This is a genomic window from Pedobacter sp. GW821-FHT01D05 (genome assembly GCF_059422505.1).
The window spans coordinates 1-17,825 of sequence record NZ_JBWKXA010000009.1 but is presented as its reverse complement, the minus strand read 5'-3'; the positions used below and the strand labels follow the sequence as shown (position 1 = coordinate 17,825).

Here is a 17,825-nt window from a genome sequence, read left to right as displayed (position 1 = left end):
GTTATGAACCAGAAATGAGTCAAAGATTCTTTTCCATAACTCAATCCGTAGAGACCCTTCGGAACTCTACGGACAGCCCTGGGGTGCTTTATTATCTTATAACCACCTTTGCACGTCATTACCCTCCTATCCGTAGTGTTAAGCGCAGCGTCACTACGGACTATCATATCATGTTGAGTTTCCAGATTCAACTTTTAGTTATGAACCAGAAATGAGTCAAAGATTCTTTTCCATAACTCAATCCGTAGAGACCCTTCGGAACTCTACGGACAGCCCTGGGGTGCTTTATTATCTTAATAACCACCTTTGCACGTCATTACCCTCCTATCCGTAGTGTTAAGCGCAGCGTCACTACGGACTATCATATCATGTTGAGTTTCCAGATTCAACTTTTAGTTATGAACCAGAAATGAGTCAAAGACTCTTTTCCATAACTCAATCCGTAGAGACCCTTCGGAACTCTACGGACAGCTCTGGTAAATTCAGGGTGACGACCGCCTTACAGAAAACTTGATTAAAACTTCACCCCTCCTATCCCCTCCTATCCGTAGTGTTAAGCGCAGCCTCACTACGGACTATCAGATCATGTTGAGTTTCCAGATTTAACTTTTAGTTATGAACCAGAAATGAGTCAAAGACTCTTTTCCATAACTCAATCCGTAGAGACCCTTCGGAACTCTACGGACAGCTCTGGGAATTAGCATCACCTACCTGACCATGAACTATTGACTATCTGACCATCAACAATAAAACAATTTAACAATAAATCATCCATTCCCCATCTTACAACTTCTCACTGCCCTCCCCTCCATAAATGGCCTAATTTTTACAATCCCCTAAAACAAAAAGCCTTACCTTTGCATAGTGTAAATTTAACACTAAGTACGCTATGAACAAGAACTTGCTCCCACTCACTTTAGGCGGTTTAGGCATCGGCATAACAGAATTTGTTATGATGGGCCTGCTACCCGATATCTCAAAAGATTTAGCAGTAACCATTCCACAGGCAGGGCATCTAATTTCGGCATACGCTTTAGGTGTAGTTATCGGCGCACCCTTATTGATCATGATCGCCGGTAAATATCCACCGAAAATGATTTTGATTGCCTTGATGATCATGTTCACGGTATTTAATGCTTTCTCTGCATTCGCCCCTACTTTTGATACCCTGTTTATTGCCCGATTGCTTTCGGGTTTACCACATGGCGCATTTTTCGGTGTAGGATCGGTAGTGGCCAGCAGAATAGCCGAAAAGGGAAAAGCTGCTCAGGCTGTATCGCTTATGTTTATGGGCTTAACCATCGCCAATATTGTTGGGGTACCATTGGGCACCTTTATCGGTCACAATTTCTCCTGGCGGATATCTTTTGCCGTTGTCGTAATTGTTGGCCTTATTACTTTGCTAAGTTTAAAGTTATGGCTACCAGCACTGGAAGCCACCAAAAACCGCGACTTAAAAGCCGAACTAAGTTTCTTCAAAAAAAGAGAAGCCTGGATCATTATTTTTATGATCTCGATCGGAACGGGTGGCTTATTTACCTGGTACAGTTATATCGCCCCTTTAATGACAGATGTTGCAGGCTTTTCGCCAAATGCAGTAACCTACATATTAATGTTAGCGGGTATAGGCATGTTATGCGGTAATTATATCGGTGGTATACTGGCCGATAAATTTTCACCGGCAAAAGCATCGGCAGCTTTGTTACTAACTATGGTGATTACCCTAACCATTGTTCATTTCGTATCTGCAAGTCAGCCCTTAGCTTTAATTATGACTTTTGTTACCGGCGCTGTATCTTTTGCGTTAGCTGCTCCAATACAAATGTTAATGATCCAGAGTGCTAAGGGCTCCGAAATGCTGGCCGCATCTGCAAGTCAGGCGAGTTTTAACATTGGTAACGCTTTAGGCGCATTCTTCGGCGGGCTTCCACTGGTTTATGGCTTCGATTATACTTCGCCGGCTTATGTTGGTGCGGCTATGGCTTTGGTTGGTGCTTTCTTTGCATTTTGGCTGATCAAAAGTAACCAGGGGCTAACCGAACAGGTTAAAGTACCTGCTGCTTCTTTTCATTAAAAATATTCGTCATTGCGAACGAAGCGGTGTTGTGTGATGGGGGTGAAGCAATTTATAATATTGCAATTTTTTTGGAAAACATAGGTTAGTGCAAGAAAAAATTGTCAGTCCTGCTGTCCGCTAAAGCCTTGCAGAAAAAGCTCGGGCTATCGCTCCCATCAGGTTTAAAATGAAAGGTCATGCCGTTAATTAAAAACCCAGTGTGCCATTTTTGAATGAGTGAATGAGAAAATCTAAATCATTCGCTCATTCGAAACTCAATCATTCAATAATCACTTCACTCTGTCTCTCAAACGCCCAAAGGTAGCACCCACCGAAAAGCCACAAAAGCTATTTGCGCTATTGAGATTTGCACTCATTCCAAGGGTTAACGCTGCAGCCCTCCCAACCAAAAAACTGGTCCTTACTTCTATCGGAATGCCAATAGTTCGGGTGGTAACAATTTCATAAACATCATGATCAAACAGGCAAAACATAGACTTACAAGTATTGTACAAAAATGCACCTCTTGATATCTGCTCCGTAAATGCCAGCCCTGCACCAAGCTTGATGTTGATATAGCGTTCGAAACTATAACTTTTGCCTACAGTAATCCCAACATCAGAAATACTGGGATTAGGCCTATCTCCAAAAAGCTCGAATTCCGAAATACCCGATGATTTAAAAGCAATATAATTGGTTTTACGCTGCAAATAAAGATGAAGCTCACCGTAACCACCATCTTCAGTTCCTTTACCTCCGCTCAAACCTACACCATAGTAAAATTTATGATTTTGGTGTAAGGTATCCTGTTGTGCTGATGCATCTATAAACAGTAACAAACAAAAGCATATCAATAAATATTTCATCATGTTTAATTTAAATGAGCATGAGGACTATGCAGCAGCTCCCATTCTTTTAAGCAGCTTTAAATGAGATTTTATCCCGCCCAAATAACTGGTACAATTGGGTGTTATCCCATTCTCATTTAACATTTCGTATAATATTTTACTGATCTGCGGATAATACACATGATGGTAGTGCGGGAATAGATGATGGGCAATATGATTATTAAAACCACCCAAAATAAAATTTGCCGTTTTACTAAAAGGATGCATATCGTTCGAACTTTTTACCTGGTTCATCAGCCAGGAAGCATTGATATAACCCTGCGCATCTGCTTTCGGATATTGTGTTTCCTCTACATGGTGGGTCATAAAAAATGTAAACAGTAAAAACAACGATTGGCTTAAATGCATCATCAAAAAGCCAAATACTACCACGTACCACTGCTGGCCGGAAAAAAATATGGGTAGCACCAGCAACAGACCAATATAGATTGATTTTTGAAGTAAAAAAGACAGGTAATATTTAAAGTCTTTTTTAATAACGAAGCCATCATTGCCAAAAAGAATCACAAAATCTTTAATAAAAATCCAGAACAGCGAATAGGTAGTATAAGCCAATGGTGCATACAGGTGTTGGTAAGCATGAAACCAATACTGTTTACTATCGGGTACTACGCGGATCAGCTTCGATATTTTAAGATCTGAATCATAATCCTCTACATTTGGCGCATAATGATGCGAATTAACATGCCTCAGTTTCCAGGCTTCGGCATGCGCACCTACCAGTGTATAAATAGCCACAAAACAGAAATGGTTAAGCCGCTTGCTTTTAAAAATGGTATTGTGCGAAAAATCGTGCGAAAAGTTAAAGGCAAAGAGCAACGAGATAAAACCATAGCCCATAAAACAGCCTATAAAACTAACCGGATCAACAATATGGTACAAAGCTAAATAGGCCAAAAGGGTGAGTAGGAAATACACAAGGAATTTAAGTGCTATTATCCTCATAAAAGCAAATTTATCGATTACCAACTCCTGCGCTACACGCTTGTATATCGCTTTTAGCAACTGACTATCAGCCGCTACATGAATATGTTTATCCTTCATATCGCATCGGGATTAAGTGTTCACTTCTGCCCATCATTTTCAAAAACCTAAAATGTGAGGCCAGAGATTTGCCGTACGACATTTCCATATAAGTAAGCTTGTGCTTTTTAGCCAGCGCTTTAAAAATTGGAATAATATCAAGGTAATGCACATGGCAAACGTTTGGAAGCAGGTGGTGTACCGCATGAGCATTAAAACCACCAAGTGTCCAGTTTAGAAATTTACTTTCTGCATGATAATCGATTGAGGTGAGCAACTGCAGTTTCGGCCAGCTCATGTTCAACTGATTATTTTTATCGGGCACAGGGTGAGCTACAAAATCTGATAAGTGTGCAACGCCTAACACTGATACAAACAGCAGAGAAATAATAAAATGGTTCAGCAGGAAAGCCATCAAAACTACTGTCCAACTGAAAGGCAATAGATAAATAGGCAAAACGATCATATAACCTATATACGAGAGCTTATATATGACCAGCTTTACCGCTTCAACACGGGGAATCTCCACTTTAATAGTACGGCTCGATAAATTGAACAACATCAAGGTTTCCCTGAAAAAGAACCAGTTGATAGAGTAAAAAAGGTATAGAAACGGCGCATAAATAAACTGGTACCGGTGATACCCTTTTAAAGGCTGAGATTCGGTCATCCTGAACAGGGGATTGTTCAGCACATCAATATCACTTCCCTCTATATTGGTATATAAATGGTGCGATTCGTTGTGGTTCTTGCCCCATACATAAGCATTATTGCCCTGCAAGTTAAAACTTAACGAAAACAATAACTGGTTCCAGAACTTACTTTTAACCGCTACACCATGGGCGGCATCATGCGAAACATTAAAAGCGGTTAACAAAACCGACAGTCCCATCAGCAGGTAAAAAACATAGAATGTCCACACCGCATGGCTGGTAATCATCAAGACGTAAAACAGGATATCCAATCCGAAATACAGGAAAATCTTGAAAAACATTTTTGCATTGCCGGTTTTCCTCAATCCGGTTTGAATAAAATATTGTTCTATCTGCTCGTTTAATTCTTTGTAGAATTCGGAGCCTTCATCTTTTATAAATCTTAATTTGTTCATCATAGTGCGTTTTAATTCCTAATCAAATCTAAAACATCGAACAAACTGCAATTAACCTTAAAGATTATAAACGAATAGATAATTATTTTTAAAAGAAAATAAAAACCACCTGCCTCTGATTATAAATTATATTGCCTAATTTAATCTGAAGTAATAATCCAATTGATTATTAAAAAACCTTATATTCCCTTAAAAAATTAATCTTTATGAATAATCAACAGGCATTATTTTTCCAGGCCATCAGATCAGCCCTGCCCGAATACCAGAACTTGGCGCTGAGTGTAGCCGAAGAGTTAGGAATAAGCACGAATGAGGCCTATAAGAAAATCAGGGGCGACAGCAACCTTACTTTTCAGCAAATCATCAAGCTTTCTGATTGTTTTGATGTCCCGTTTCTGTACAGCCCAAAACAATCGTTATCGGTTACTTTTAGTTATTTAAGTGTAAATGAAGATTTAGATATGATCGGCTATCTCCGAAATTTATTGGACAATATAAAAGCCATCAAAAACAGCAATAAGAAACACATCACCATTACGACCGACGATATTCCTTTATTTCATTTTTTCAAGTATCCTGAACTCACCAGCTTTAAACTGTTCTTTTGGGCAAATAGCGCGAATAACCTCAAAACGCCGTTTAGCTCTTCCTTCCTATCCGATGAAATTATTAAAATTTCACAGGAGCTGCATGCCACTTATCTGGAAATACCAAGCACCGAAATATGGTCTAAGGATACTGTAACAGGCACACTCGAACAGATCAGGTATGCATTCGAAGCCGGGCACCTTTCCGATACCGGGCTGGCCGTGAAAATTGTAGAGCAGGTACGGTATTGCCTTACCGATATGAATATGTACGCCATTAGCAGCAAAAAAACCATCGACCCTAACCATACCTTTAACTGGTACAATTGCGATGTATTGGGAAGCATCGCTTATCTGGTCGATTTTAAAGACCGCATGGCCTGTTACAACAGGTTTAATACCTTTAATTATTTAAGAACCGAAGACCAGGCCTACTGCAAACAAACCAAACAATGGATGCAGGGCCTGATTATGAAATCGGTTTCTTTTAGCGGTCAGGGCGAAAAACACCGCAATAAATATCTGTATAATGCCTTTGCCGAATGCGACAAGTTGTTGAGGGAGATTACTAATGGTTAGATCAATAATTAAGTGTTAAACCAGCGCCGAACCCCATATCGCTATCATAGTGGGCAGAAATACCCATGTATTTAGTGGTAATAAACTTAAGTCCGCCCATAAATTCTTTATCGCTGTTTACCATAAAGCTTGCCCTTAATCGCTTAGAAACCGGTATATCTTCCCGCATCAACTGCAAACGAACATTACCATCGTGGTAAACTTCTGCCTGCGCTATTACCAACATAGGCAAGGTGTAGGCAAGCCCTACACTAAACATACTTCTTTTATCCTTTGTGCTTTTCTGGCCAAAAATATTGGTTTCGCGTTCGCCAGCTTCCATTTTCCGGTAGCGCCAATCGAACCCCACAAAAGGCATTAGCCACTGCATCTGGTCTATATACCGGCCAATATGGGTTTCGGTTTCAAAGCCATGCATTTTATTGTAACCTAAGCGCCATTCGGCGCCAATGCTCCAGCGCGTATTTGCCAACATGGCCATACCGTCGTTTCCGTTGCTGGCAAAATCGTTTTCGGCCATAAAATGAAACATCCTGTCATCGGCAAAAAGTTTTCGCTGTGCCAATTTAGGGTTTGGGATTTCGGGGTTTAACGGTGAGTTTTCATAGCTAAAAATTTTACCCATCCCGCTCATCATGTGGTATAAAATATGGCAGTGAAAAAACCAATCGCCACTTTCTGAAGCACTAAACTCAATGGTATCGCGCTCCATGGGCATGATATCGAGTACATTTTTTAAAGGTGCATAATCGCCCTGACCATTAATTACCCTAAAATCGTGCCCATGCAGGTGCATAGGGTGCCGCATCATACTATTGTTATATAAAATGATCCGCAGGTTTTCGCCCTTTTTGATGAGGATTTTATCCTCTTCAGAGATGGTTTTATTATCTAAAGTCCAAACATAACGGTTCATATTGCCCGTTAACTGAAACTCCATTTCACGGGTTGGGGCTTTAGGCAAAACCGTTTTTTCCGGCGAGCGCAGCATATCGTAGTTTAATGTTGTAATGGGGCCTTTTACACCATTGTTGCTACCCATATCGTGGCCCTGATGTGCATCCGAAGCAACCGTATCTGTCCCGGCATCATCCAGTTCAGCATACATTACGGTATTCATATCCATCACCTGGTTCTGCATTTTCATGCCTTCCATCTGCACCAGGTTGCCGTTCATATCCATCATTTCGTTCATCATTTTCATGCCTTCGAAATATTTCAGTTTGGGTAGTTTTTGAGCCGGCACTTTTTCTCCATTGCCAAGCCATAGGGAAGCAGATTGGGTACGGTCTTCGGGTGTTACCAAAAACTGGTAACTTTTATTTTCGGGGATGGTTACCATTACATCATAGGTTTCGGAAACGGCAATAATCAACCGGTCTACCTCTACCGGCGTTACATCGTTACCATCATTGGCCACTACCGTTATTTTACCACCTGCGTAAGTGAGCCAAAAATAAGTAGATGCCCCGCCGTTAGCAATGCGCAATCTTACCTTATCGCCTGCTTTGAGCTTGTTTGGTACCTGGTACTGATTTTTTCCATTTACTAAAAATGCTTCGTAGTACACATCACTCACATCCATGGCGGTCATCCGTTTCAGTTCGTTGGTGAGTTTGGTTTTAAAGTGCCCGCCTTTTATGGCTTCAGCATAACTCTGCGTGGTACCTTTTTTTATCGCGAACCAGTCATTGGCATTGTGTAATCGCCTGTCAACTTCGTGGGGCATCATATTTGTCCACTCACTTAAAACAACAGGTACTGTAGGTATAGCGGGCTCTTTTCTTTTGTTTAAGATCATTGCGCCGTACATTCCAATCTGCTCCTGCAGGCCCGAATGGCTATGGTACCAATGGGTACCGTTCTGTATAATAGGAAAACGGTAAACATGGGTTTTATTGGGTTCAATAGGCATTTGGGTTAAATAAGGAACCCCATCATATTGATTAGGGAGAAACAGCCCGTGCCAATGCAAGGAGGTTGACTCTTTTAGCCTGTTGTGCACATGTATTTCTGCTGTATCGCCCTCGGTAAAGGTTAGCGTTGGCATGGGTATTTGCCCATTCACCGCAATGGCTCTTTTAGGCTTCCCCCCAAAAGTTACGGTTGTATCGGCAACATATAAATCATAGCGCACAACCCTTGGCGAGCTGTTGCTACCTAAAGTTTCTGCATCACTTGCTTTCTGGGGCGCTTTTTTGGGGTCAGCTGCTTTTACCTCGTTGTGCTGATGTTGGCCAAAAGCAAAACTACTAAGCAAAATACTAAGGCAACAAACTAAAATAAACTTCATTTTGTAGCGTGTTTTTTTATTTAAGTACTTCGGCAACCTTACCACAAGTTAACATTTTATTACCGTAATATGGATTTTTTATCGCCTCGCCTTCACTTAACCAATAGCTTTTCTTCATCGGACAATAAACATAATAAACAGGCTTATCGTTAAGTTTTACTGCTTTTACCAAGGCATAAAAATCGGTTGATAAAGAAGTAAAATGATCTCTTTGATGTTCGATATCTTTACTCTCGGCAATGTGCTCGGCATCAAATAATATTTTATCGCGCAATACTTTCGAAGCGTTCGTTTTTTCGTTGGCTTTTATCGCATTAATTAATGCAGTAGCCTTGGTTCCAGTCACGCCTGCATTGCTGCTAATTAAGGCATCTTTAACTTCGTAATAAGCCTGTAAAGGGTTAACCGCTGCTGCTTTTTCCTGTGCTGATACACTGCCGGCTACTATGAGCACAAGGACATTGATTGTCCAGAATTTAAATAATCTTTTCATTTTGTGTTTAAATTAAATGTTAGCGAATTTTTTCCCTGAAACCAGTTAGCAAGCAGCTTTTTTAATTTGCTTTGCAACCAGAACAGGGTTTTATTATATACAAAGCTAGCGGTATGGCTTTTCCGGATGTTATACTTTTACCAAAAATGTTTATATAATTATTGCTCTACAGTTGGGTCACGGGTTTGGCGTTAAGCGGTTGGCGTGGATTGAGTAATTCAAACAATTAACCTCTATAAGTAAAGGTCCTTCGACTAAGCTATCATTGACAGTCCCAATAGAAAGATCGTCATTGCGAGGAGGAACGACGAAGCAATCTTTCATATTAGTGATCCTTGCTAGAAAGATTGCTTCGTCGGCTGAAAAAGCCTTCTCGCAATGACGATAATCTGAGGAGATTTATTTTCTTTAAATCCCCCTATCATTTATATTGTATATTGATTTTTATACAATAATTAACCCTCAGGATGGCAAACCACAGTTTTACCGCATGCCTCTTCCACCCCTCATCTTGCATACCCCACCCTCATCTTCCATTTAACATATTACATTTTCCATCTTTAACTTATATTTGCACATGCTTAAAAAAGAACGCTACAAACTTTTTGTAGAACATTTTTCGGCCAAGCAGCCTGATGCAGAAACCGAGTTACATTATCACAATCCCTACCAGCTTTTAGTAGCCGTAATCCTATCTGCACAGTGCACCGATAAAAGGGTAAACATGGTAACCCCTGCACTTTTTCAACGGTTCCCTAATGCTAAAGCGCTGGCCGAAGCTACGCCCGATATTGTTTTCGACTATATCAGAAGCATCAGCTACCCCAACAATAAGGCAAAACACCTGGTGGGTATGGCCAATATCCTGCTTAACGAATTTAACGATGTAGTGCCTTCGGGGATTGACGACTTACAGAAAATGCCAGGTGTTGGCCGCAAAACCGCCAATGTAATTGCCTCGGTAATTTACAATGCACCGGCAATGGCGGTTGATACCCATGTTTTCCGTGTGGCCAACCGTTTGGGTTTAACCAATGGCAAAACCCCCTTGACGGTTGAAAAAGATTTAGTTAAAAACCTTCCCGAACACGATATCCACATTGCACACCACTGGCTTATTTTGCACGGGCGTTACGTTTGTGTGGCCCGAAGCCCCAAATGCGATGTTTGTGAAATTACCTACATGTGCAGGTACTTCGAACGCTTGACCGCACAAAACGAAAGGGATAAATTAAAAGCTTAAAAAATTATTTTCATTTTACTATTGACATTAGCTAAAAAACATTTACCTTAGCTAAATATATTAGTATTATAAATATCAACATTTAAGTATATTAGCCGATAAACGATTATATTTACGCAATCAATGAAAAAAGAAATGAGCACTGCAAATCCAGATAAATTAAAAGCCCTACAACTTACTTTAGATAAGCTAGAGAAATCTTACGGTAAAGGTACCATCATGAAACTCGGCGATTCTGCCATTGAGCCGATAGATTTTATTTCTACAGGTTCAATCAGTTTAGATATTGCTTTAGGTATTGGCGGTATTCCAAAAGGCCGTGTAATTGAAATCTATGGTCCGGAATCTTCTGGTAAAACAACTTTAGCAACACATATTATTGCCGAAGCACAGAAAAAAGGCGGTATTGCTGCTTTTATCGATGCAGAGCATGCCTTTGATCAGTTTTATGCAAAGAAATTAGGTGTAGATACCGATAACCTTTTAATCTCTCAACCCGATAATGGCGAGCAGGCATTAGAAATTGCCGATAACTTAATCCGCTCGGGTGCTATTGATGTAATTGTAATTGACTCTGTTGCGGCTTTGGTTCCTAAAAGTGAAATTGAAGGCGAAATGGGCGACAGTAAAATGGGTTTACATGCCCGTTTAATGAGTCAGGCATTACGTAAATTAACAGGAACAATTTCGAAAACCGGATGTTGCTGTATTTTCATTAACCAGTTACGTGATAAAATTGGTGTGATGTTCGGTAATCCCGAAACCACAACCGGAGGTAATGCATTGAAATTTTATGCATCGGTACGTTTAGATATCCGTCGTATTTCGCAGATCAAAGATTCTGACGAAGTTTCCGGTAATCGTGTTAAAGTAAAAATTGTTAAAAATAAAGTGGCCCCGCCTTTCCGTATTGCAGAATTTGATGTGATGTTTGGTGAAGGTATTTCTAAAAACGGTGAGATTATCGACTTAGGTGTTGATTTTGGCATCATCAAGAAAGCAGGATCATGGTTCTCTTACGGAGATACCAAATTAGGACAAGGTAGAGATGCCGTAAAACAATTGTTAAGCGACAACCCTGAACTGGCAGAAGAATTAGAAATTAAGATCAAAGCCGAAGTAACCGGCGATAAATTGGCTGAGAAATAAGCCCGTCTTAATTCAATAACATTAAAACGCCCTGCTAAATTAAATTTTAGCAGGGCGTTTTGCTTTATATGTTATCATATTTTATAGCGCAGACCTCTATTGAAAGACACGGTTATTAGTTCTGACTAAAAATGGCACTAAAATCTTTGGTTACATATACAATTACCAAAAGCGCCGCAATAACCAAAGCACCTAAAATAATCACGCCCCAGCTTCCTTTTAGTTTGTTTTTGTCATTTCTGATCAACCAATATAAAATACCGATTAGCGGTATCGCGCAAACAATCCAAAATATTAACGATGCTCCAGTCATATATATAAATTCAATTTAAACAATTCTCGTTGCCAGTTTTCAATTGGCGGTTTACAGTTTTTTGCCACGGAAGCACAGAAACACGGAGGTACATTGCATTAACCACTGTAGTAAGATTGCTTCGTTCCTCGCAATGACGAACGAGGGAATTAATCAGTTTTCAGTTGCCAGTTTTCAGTTGCCAGTTTACTGCTAACAGTTAACTACTCCAGTCAATTAACCATAAACTATTGACCAATGAACCAATGACCAATGAACCAATGACCAATGAACCAATAACCAATAACCAATGACCAATGAACCAAAACCAAAACTAAAACTCCATCCTCGCCATTGGCGAAACATCCTGCCCCACAAAATCCTTTTTCAGGTATTTCTGGTAACCTGCAATGGCAATCATACCCGCATTATCGGTACAGTATTGAAAAGCGGGGATATAAACCTTCCAGCCCAGTTCGTCGGCAGTTTGCTGTAATCCATTTCTTAAGCCAGAGTTTGCCGAAACGCCTCCTGCAATAGCAATTTCATTAATTCCGTATTGTTTTGCCGCTTTCTTCAATTTATTCAGTAAAATCTGCACAATGCTATGTTGAACCGATGCACAAATATCATCTAAATTTTCGGCAATAAAATTAGGGTTTTCTTTTTCCTGCTTCCTGATAAAATACAGGATAGAAGTTTTAAAACCGCTAAAGCTAAAATTCAGATCGGCAATTTGCGGTTCGGCAAATTTAAAGGCCAAAGGATTTCCATGTTGTGCATGTTTATCGATCAACGGCCCTCCCGGATAAGGTAAAGCCAGTAACTTAGCGGTTTTATCAAAAGCTTCACCAGCTGCATCATCTAATGTTTCGCCAATTATTTCCATGTCAAAATAATCTTTTACCAGCACAATCTGCGTGTGCCCACCCGAAACCGTTAAACAGATAAATGGAAAACCTGGCTTAGGATCATCAATAAAGTGCGCTAAAATGTGCGCATGCATATGATTGACAGAAATTAAAGGTATATTTAAAGCTAATGCGAAAGATTTTGCAAAAGAAACACCAACCAGCAACGATCCTAAAAGACCGGGGCCACGTGTAAAAGCGACCGCATTAATGTCCTGTTTTGTAACTTTAGCATTAATCAAAGCTTGTTGTACGGCAGGCACAATATTTTGTTGATGTACCCTTGAAGCTAATTCAGGTATAACACCACCATAATTTTGATGAATTGTTTGGTTTGCAATAACATTGGCAGTAATTTTGCCGTTGTTACAAATAGCAACGGATGTATCATCGCAAGAAGACTCGATAGCAAGTATAACAGACAAATTATTAATATTTAAGCTGCAAAATTATTAAAAAACTATTTAAAATACTCCTTTGGGTAATCGCATCAATAATCTTGCTGCTTGCGCTTCTTATTTTTTCGCTACAATTTAAGCCTGTTCAAACTTATTTTGCGCAGAAGGCTGCCGCATATTTATCTAAAGAGCTTAAAACCACCGTATCAATCAAGAGTCTCTACATCAAACCATTTAAATCTATTGTACTCGAAGATTTATTGGTTTTAGATTTACAAAAAGACACTTTACTAAGCACACCGCAATTTATGGTGGATATTAATCAACTATCCATTGATAAAAAGATCATCGATATTAATACCGTTCAAATTAACAACGGGCAGTTTTTCCTAAAGGATTTCAAAGATAAGTCTTCTAATCTCGATTTCATTATAAACTACTTCGATTCTGGTAAACCTACTGTAAAGAAAAAGAAAAGCAAACCATACGATATTAATATTGGCCGCATTATCCTAAATAAATTTGCTTTCAGGTATATCAACTACAGGGCAAAAGATACTGTTCAGGGTAAAAGTGTAAACTTCGAAAACGTAAGTGTTAAAGAGTTGAGCGGAATTTTTGAAGGGCTCGATACCAAAAACCATTTGATTAAAACCAATATTAAAAACCTCACTTTTAAAGAGCGTAGTGGGTTTTACCTTAAAAACCTAACGGCTGAAACAACCATTGATAGTAATGCCATCGAGCTGAAAAACCTATTGCTCGAAACCAATCAGAGCCGTTTAACCGATTACTACCAGATGCGGTTTAAAAGTTATAAAGACTTTAACCATTATATAGATAATGTGCGGATGAAGGCTATTTTTAAAGATAGCCACATCAGCTCAAGAGACGTTGCTTTTTTTGCGCCAGAAATGAACACCATGAAACTTGATCTGGATGTTGATGGCCAGATTACTGGTTTAGTGAACAACCTTAAAGCCAAAAAACTATCGTTAAAAACCGGAAGGGCCACACATATTAAAGGCGATTTTATTTTAAAGGGTCTGCCAAAATGGAAAGAGACCTTTATGGACCTTAACATTGAAATGGCGGGCACAAATAAAACCGATCTGGATGAGGTGCTGGCTGGCATTACCAACAGCAAAAAGAAAATTGTTCCGGTAATTGTAAACAAATTCGGCAACATTAACTTTAACGGAAGTTTTACCGGTTTCCAGAACGACTTTATTGCTTACGGCGAATTTAAAACCAAACTTGGCCGTATTGTTTCGGATGTGAACATGAAAATCGATAAAAACGATGTTCCGTCTTATACCGGGAACGTAAAAACCTACGATTTTAACCTGGGCAACCTGATTGACGAAAAAAGCCTTGGCCGTATCAGCTCCTCGCTGTATGTTAAGGGCCGTGGTACCGAGCTTAAAGATTTAACCGAGAAGATAAATGGTGATGTAGACTATATCGACTTTAACAATTACCGTTACCATAATGTGAAGATTGATGGAACCTTTAACAAAAAGTATTTCGATGGCAAACTGAGCATTAACGACCGTAACGTTAAACTGGTTTTTGATGGCGGGGTAAACCTGAACCCTAAACTACCTGTATTTAACTTTAATGCCACTATTTCTAAAGCCAGATTGAAGGCTTTAAAGCTGCTGAAAGATTCGTTGCAGGTTGACGCTAAATTTACGACCAATTTCTCGGGCACCAACCTGAACAATATCTCGGGTAAATTATTAATTGAAGAAATCAGGCTGCAAAATCCGAAAGGTGTCTATAGCGTAGATTCGGTACAGTTAATGGCCGCAGGAACGGGCGCCAGCCGCGTACTCGATATCCGGTCGGACATTTTAGATGCCAGCATTAAAGGTGAGTACGATTTAAATTCAATTGTTTCTTATTACAAGGCCATCGCCAAAACGTATATCCCTTCGTTAAAGGCCGATATTATCAAATACAAAAACCAGATTTTTCAGTTCAACCTAAAGGTTAAAAAGTTCGAACCGCTGGCGCAGATATTTGCACCGGGTTTAGAATTAGAAGAAGGTGCTACGGTAACCGGCGATTTCGATTCGCGCAACAATACCGCAACGCTGAACGGTTTTGTTAAGAAACTAAAGTACAATGGTATAGTGGTAAACAACATTATCCTCGATGAAAATACAACCACACAACAGCTTCAACTGATTGTAACTTCCGACCGGGTGCAGATTAACGACAGTTTGTTTATTAAAGATGTAAACATTTCCAACATCCTGCGGAACGACAGTTTGGCTTTCAACGTAAAAATGTCGAATGCCGAAGAGGACAATCAGCTCGATTTAAACGGCCTGGTAGAGTTTACCAAAAACCAGGATACTACAGCAAGGCTAAGCGTATTGCCCTCTATATTAAAAATCAACAACGAGGAGTGGCGCATCCAGGAGAAGGTACGCATCGTGCTCAACAATGGTAAAACCGAGATCAGTAATTTCGATTTAACGAATGGAAAGCAGCAGGTTATTATTGACGGATTAATTTCGGAAGACCCTAAAGATTTAATCAGTGTTGGTTTTAAAGATTTCAACCTAAAAACCCTCAACCCTTTTACCAAAGGCTTTGGTGTTAAACTGGGCGGAAACCTGAACGGCACAACCGATCTGTACGGCATATTAAAAGCACCGAGGGTAACCGACGATTTAAAGATCGATTCGTTAAACTTTAACGATATCTATATCGGCACTTTAACCGATACCTCATCTTACAGCAACGAAAGCAAAAAGATCAACGTATTTACCCGTATCATGGCCGACGATTCGGAGACTTTTAAGCTGACCGGAAATCTCGATCTAAAAGAAAAAGAAATCGACCTTGCTGTAAAAATGGATGAAAGCAAACTTACTATTCTTGAGCCTTTCGTTAAACAACTGGTATCGAATTTAAAAGGGAACATCTCTGCCGACTTAACGGTAAAGGGAAAATTCGAAAAGCCAGAAATTAACGGAACAGTAGCGCTAGATAAAGGCCAGCTCATGGTGAACTACCTTAAAACCACTTATGTAATTACCGATGATGTGGAAATAAATAACAGCGTAATTCAACTCGGCGATTTTGAGCTTAAGGACCTGGAAGGCCATGAGGCTACTGCACGCGGCACTGTCGATTTAAACGACATTAACTACCCTACATTGAAAGTAACGGTAAATGCAAACAGTTTAATGGCCTTAAACACTACCGCGAAAGACAATTCGGTATACTACGGCCGTGCTTATGGCACAGGTGTATTTACGTTTACCGGGCCTACCAATAAAATGAAGATCGATATCAAGGCGAAAACGGAGAAAGGAACTGTGTTTAACCTGCCTTTAAACAGTTCGGAAACCATATCGGATAAAGATTTCATCAATTTTGTAAGCCGCGATTCGACTGTGCTGGTTAAGAAAAAGACCAACTTTGATGGCCTGACCCTAACCTTTAAATTAACCATCGACCCGAATACCACAGCGAATATATTTACTACCCTGGGAAATTTAAGTGGCAAGGGTAATGCAGAGCTGAACCTGAACATCAACAGTTTCGGCGATTTCGAAATGTCTGGCGATTATATCATCGAGACCGGAAGTTTCGATTTTACGGCCCAGGAGGTCATCAACAAAAAATTCGAAATCAGGCAAGGTGGAACCATCCGCTGGACGGGTAACCCTACGGCTGCACAGATTAACTTAAAGGCAGTATATGCTTTGAGGGCGAGTTTGAACGACCTTTACAAAGCAGCCAACCGCGATGCCAGTAGTAATGCCAACCAAAGGGTAAATACCGAGGTTGAGATGGGCTTAACAGGTTTACTCTTAAAACCAGATATCAAACTTGATATCAATTTCCCTGCGCAGCCTTCTATCAAAGAAGAACTGCAAACCTATTTCAGCGATCAGAACAACCTGAACCTGCAGGCTTTCAGTTTAATTATCAGAAGAAGTTTTGCCCCTGGAAACGGAGGAGAATCGATCGGGAACCAGCTCAGTTCTACCGCAGCCAGTACAGCTACCGAGTTGGTATTCAACCAGTTTAACAATGTACTTTCTTCATTAAACTTAAACTTTGTCGATCTGAACGTACGTTCCTTGAGTGAGGCCAATGCATCGTTCAAATTCTTTAGCGATCGTTTAATTATCAACGCAGGTATTGTAGACCGGAACAGTGTGAACGATTTTACGGTTATCGATTTCTCTAAAGACAACGTAGGCAGAGAGGTTGAGGCCCTTTTCTTAATTAAAAAAGATGGAAGCTTAACCATTAAGGCCGCAAATAAACCACCTACGCAACAAAGTATATTCCTAAACAGCGGGATTAGCTCAACGGCAAACGTGACTTCTTTTGGTTTGGTGTATACCCAACAGTTTGATACGTTTAAAGAGTTTATCCAGAAAATTTCTGGTGCTTACCGTCGAAATTTAAAGCGGAAACAAAGCCAGGCGCCTGTTAAAACAAATAAATCGATCAATAAAGAAGCGATTATCAATCAGAGTAAAGGGAACCAACGGAGGTAGAGGGGTTCATTGGTCAATAGTTCATTGGTCATTGGTTCAAGCGAGGGTGTCATTCTTCCTCGTACGTCATCCGATAGCAATAGGATGTGAGGAGGAACGACGGCCTGCCCGGCAATGCCATTAAGTTAAGCATAGGTGTTGTCAGACTGGCTATCAATGAAAGATTCTAAAAATCGGCGTCATCTCCTTTGGTTTATCCAACTGATTTTCTTCTTCCAAATAGTATTACAAGAAGAAAGCTTGGTAAGCGTTT

The 17,825-nt window shown here is 40.0% G+C and carries 12 protein-coding genes; 5 read left to right on the top strand and 7 right to left on the bottom strand.

From position 1 onward, the window contains the following. Positions 1 to 889 precede the first annotated feature (889 nt). Positions 890 to 2,074, top strand: a complete 1,185-nt coding sequence (locus AC07VK_RS23455; protein WP_492963486.1) for an MFS transporter — start codon at positions 890 to 892, stop codon at positions 2,072 to 2,074. A gap of 272 nt (positions 2,075 to 2,346) precedes the next feature. Here AC07VK_RS23455 and AC07VK_RS23450 read toward each other — a convergent pair whose 3' ends face one another. The 3 genes from AC07VK_RS23450 to AC07VK_RS23440 are packed head-to-tail and all read right to left on the bottom strand — an operon-like array spanning position 2,347 to position 5,098. Then, positions 2,347 to 2,925 carry a hypothetical protein gene (locus AC07VK_RS23450; RefSeq protein ID WP_492963484.1) on the bottom strand — a complete coding sequence of 193 codons (579 nt, stop codon included), beginning with the start codon at positions 2,923 to 2,925 and terminating at the stop codon, positions 2,347 to 2,349. 24 nt (positions 2,926 to 2,949) lie between these two features. Next, on the bottom strand, positions 2,950 to 4,008 hold the full coding sequence (locus tag AC07VK_RS23445; RefSeq protein WP_492963482.1) for a fatty acid desaturase family protein: 1,059 nt from the start codon (positions 4,006 to 4,008) through the stop codon (positions 2,950 to 2,952). Then, positions 3,998 to 5,098, bottom strand: a complete 1,101-nt coding sequence (locus tag AC07VK_RS23440; protein ID WP_492963480.1) for a fatty acid desaturase family protein — start codon at positions 5,096 to 5,098, stop codon at positions 3,998 to 4,000. Before AC07VK_RS23440 ends, AC07VK_RS23445 begins: the two co-directional genes overlap by 11 nt. 203 nt (positions 5,099 to 5,301) lie before the next feature. Between AC07VK_RS23440 and AC07VK_RS23435 the strand changes: the two genes are divergently transcribed. Continuing rightward, entirely contained in the window at positions 5,302 to 6,261 is a 960-nt protein-coding gene (locus AC07VK_RS23435) for a hypothetical protein (RefSeq protein ID WP_492963478.1), read from the top strand. A 1-nt stretch (position 6,262) separates the two neighbouring features. Here the strand turns inward: AC07VK_RS23435 and AC07VK_RS23430 are convergent, their stop codons facing one another. Continuing rightward, entirely contained in the window at positions 6,263 to 8,554 is a 2,292-nt protein-coding gene (locus tag AC07VK_RS23430) for a multicopper oxidase domain-containing protein (RefSeq protein WP_492963476.1), read from the bottom strand. 16 nt (positions 8,555 to 8,570) lie between these two features. Further along, positions 8,571 to 9,047, bottom strand: a complete 477-nt coding sequence (locus AC07VK_RS23425; RefSeq protein ID WP_492963474.1) for a DUF3347 domain-containing protein — start codon at positions 9,045 to 9,047, stop codon at positions 8,571 to 8,573. Between the two features lie 577 nt (positions 9,048 to 9,624). Here AC07VK_RS23425 and nth point away from each other — a divergent pair. After that, entirely contained in the window at positions 9,625 to 10,290 is a 666-nt protein-coding gene (gene nth / locus AC07VK_RS23420; protein WP_492963472.1) for an endonuclease III, read from the top strand. A 135-nt stretch (positions 10,291 to 10,425) separates the two neighbouring features. Next, positions 10,426 to 11,439, top strand: a complete 1,014-nt coding sequence (gene recA / locus AC07VK_RS23415) for a recombinase RecA (RefSeq protein ID WP_057935221.1) — start codon at positions 10,426 to 10,428, stop codon at positions 11,437 to 11,439. Between the two features lie 115 nt (positions 11,440 to 11,554). Here recA and AC07VK_RS23410 read toward each other — a convergent pair whose 3' ends face one another. Together AC07VK_RS23410 and tsaD are read right to left on the bottom strand one after the other, a co-directional pair. Continuing rightward, positions 11,555 to 11,752, bottom strand: coding sequence for a hypothetical protein (locus tag AC07VK_RS23410; protein WP_057930348.1), 198 nt, complete (start codon positions 11,750 to 11,752; stop codon positions 11,555 to 11,557). A gap of 313 nt (positions 11,753 to 12,065) precedes the next feature. After that, a complete protein-coding gene (gene tsaD / locus AC07VK_RS23405; RefSeq protein WP_492954364.1) occupies positions 12,066 to 13,067 on the bottom strand; it encodes a tRNA (adenosine(37)-N6)-threonylcarbamoyltransferase complex transferase subunit TsaD in 1,002 nt (333 codons plus the stop codon). A gap of 74 nt (positions 13,068 to 13,141) precedes the next feature. Between tsaD and AC07VK_RS23400 the strand changes: the two genes are divergently transcribed. Further along, positions 13,142 to 17,572, top strand: coding sequence for a translocation/assembly module TamB domain-containing protein (locus AC07VK_RS23400; RefSeq protein WP_492963470.1), 4,431 nt, complete (start codon positions 13,142 to 13,144; stop codon positions 17,570 to 17,572). The last annotated feature ends 253 nt before the right edge of the window (positions 17,573 to 17,825 follow it).

Bases quoted from the DNA above. Each gene is read 5' to 3' on its own strand.
- AC07VK_RS23455 (WP_492963486.1), top strand. From the start codon at position 890: ATGAACAAGAACTTGCTCCCACTCACTTTAGGCGGTTTAGGCATCGGC.
- AC07VK_RS23450 (WP_492963484.1), bottom strand. From the start codon at position 2,925: ATGATGAAATATTTATTGATATGCTTTTGTTTGTTACTGTTTATAGAT.
- AC07VK_RS23445 (WP_492963482.1), bottom strand. From the start codon at position 4,008: ATGAAGGATAAACATATTCATGTAGCGGCTGATAGTCAGTTGCTAAAA.
- AC07VK_RS23440 (WP_492963480.1), bottom strand. From the start codon at position 5,098: ATGATGAACAAATTAAGATTTATAAAAGATGAAGGCTCCGAATTCTAC.
- AC07VK_RS23435 (WP_492963478.1), top strand. From the start codon at position 5,302: ATGAATAATCAACAGGCATTATTTTTCCAGGCCATCAGATCAGCCCTG.
- AC07VK_RS23430 (WP_492963476.1), bottom strand. From the start codon at position 8,554: ATGAAGTTTATTTTAGTTTGTTGCCTTAGTATTTTGCTTAGTAGTTTT.
- AC07VK_RS23425 (WP_492963474.1), bottom strand. From the start codon at position 9,047: ATGAAAAGATTATTTAAATTCTGGACAATCAATGTCCTTGTGCTCATA.
- nth (WP_492963472.1), top strand. From the start codon at position 9,625: ATGCTTAAAAAAGAACGCTACAAACTTTTTGTAGAACATTTTTCGGCC.
- recA (WP_057935221.1), top strand. From the start codon at position 10,426: ATGAGCACTGCAAATCCAGATAAATTAAAAGCCCTACAACTTACTTTA.
- AC07VK_RS23410 (WP_057930348.1), bottom strand. From the start codon at position 11,752: ATGACTGGAGCATCGTTAATATTTTGGATTGTTTGCGCGATACCGCTA.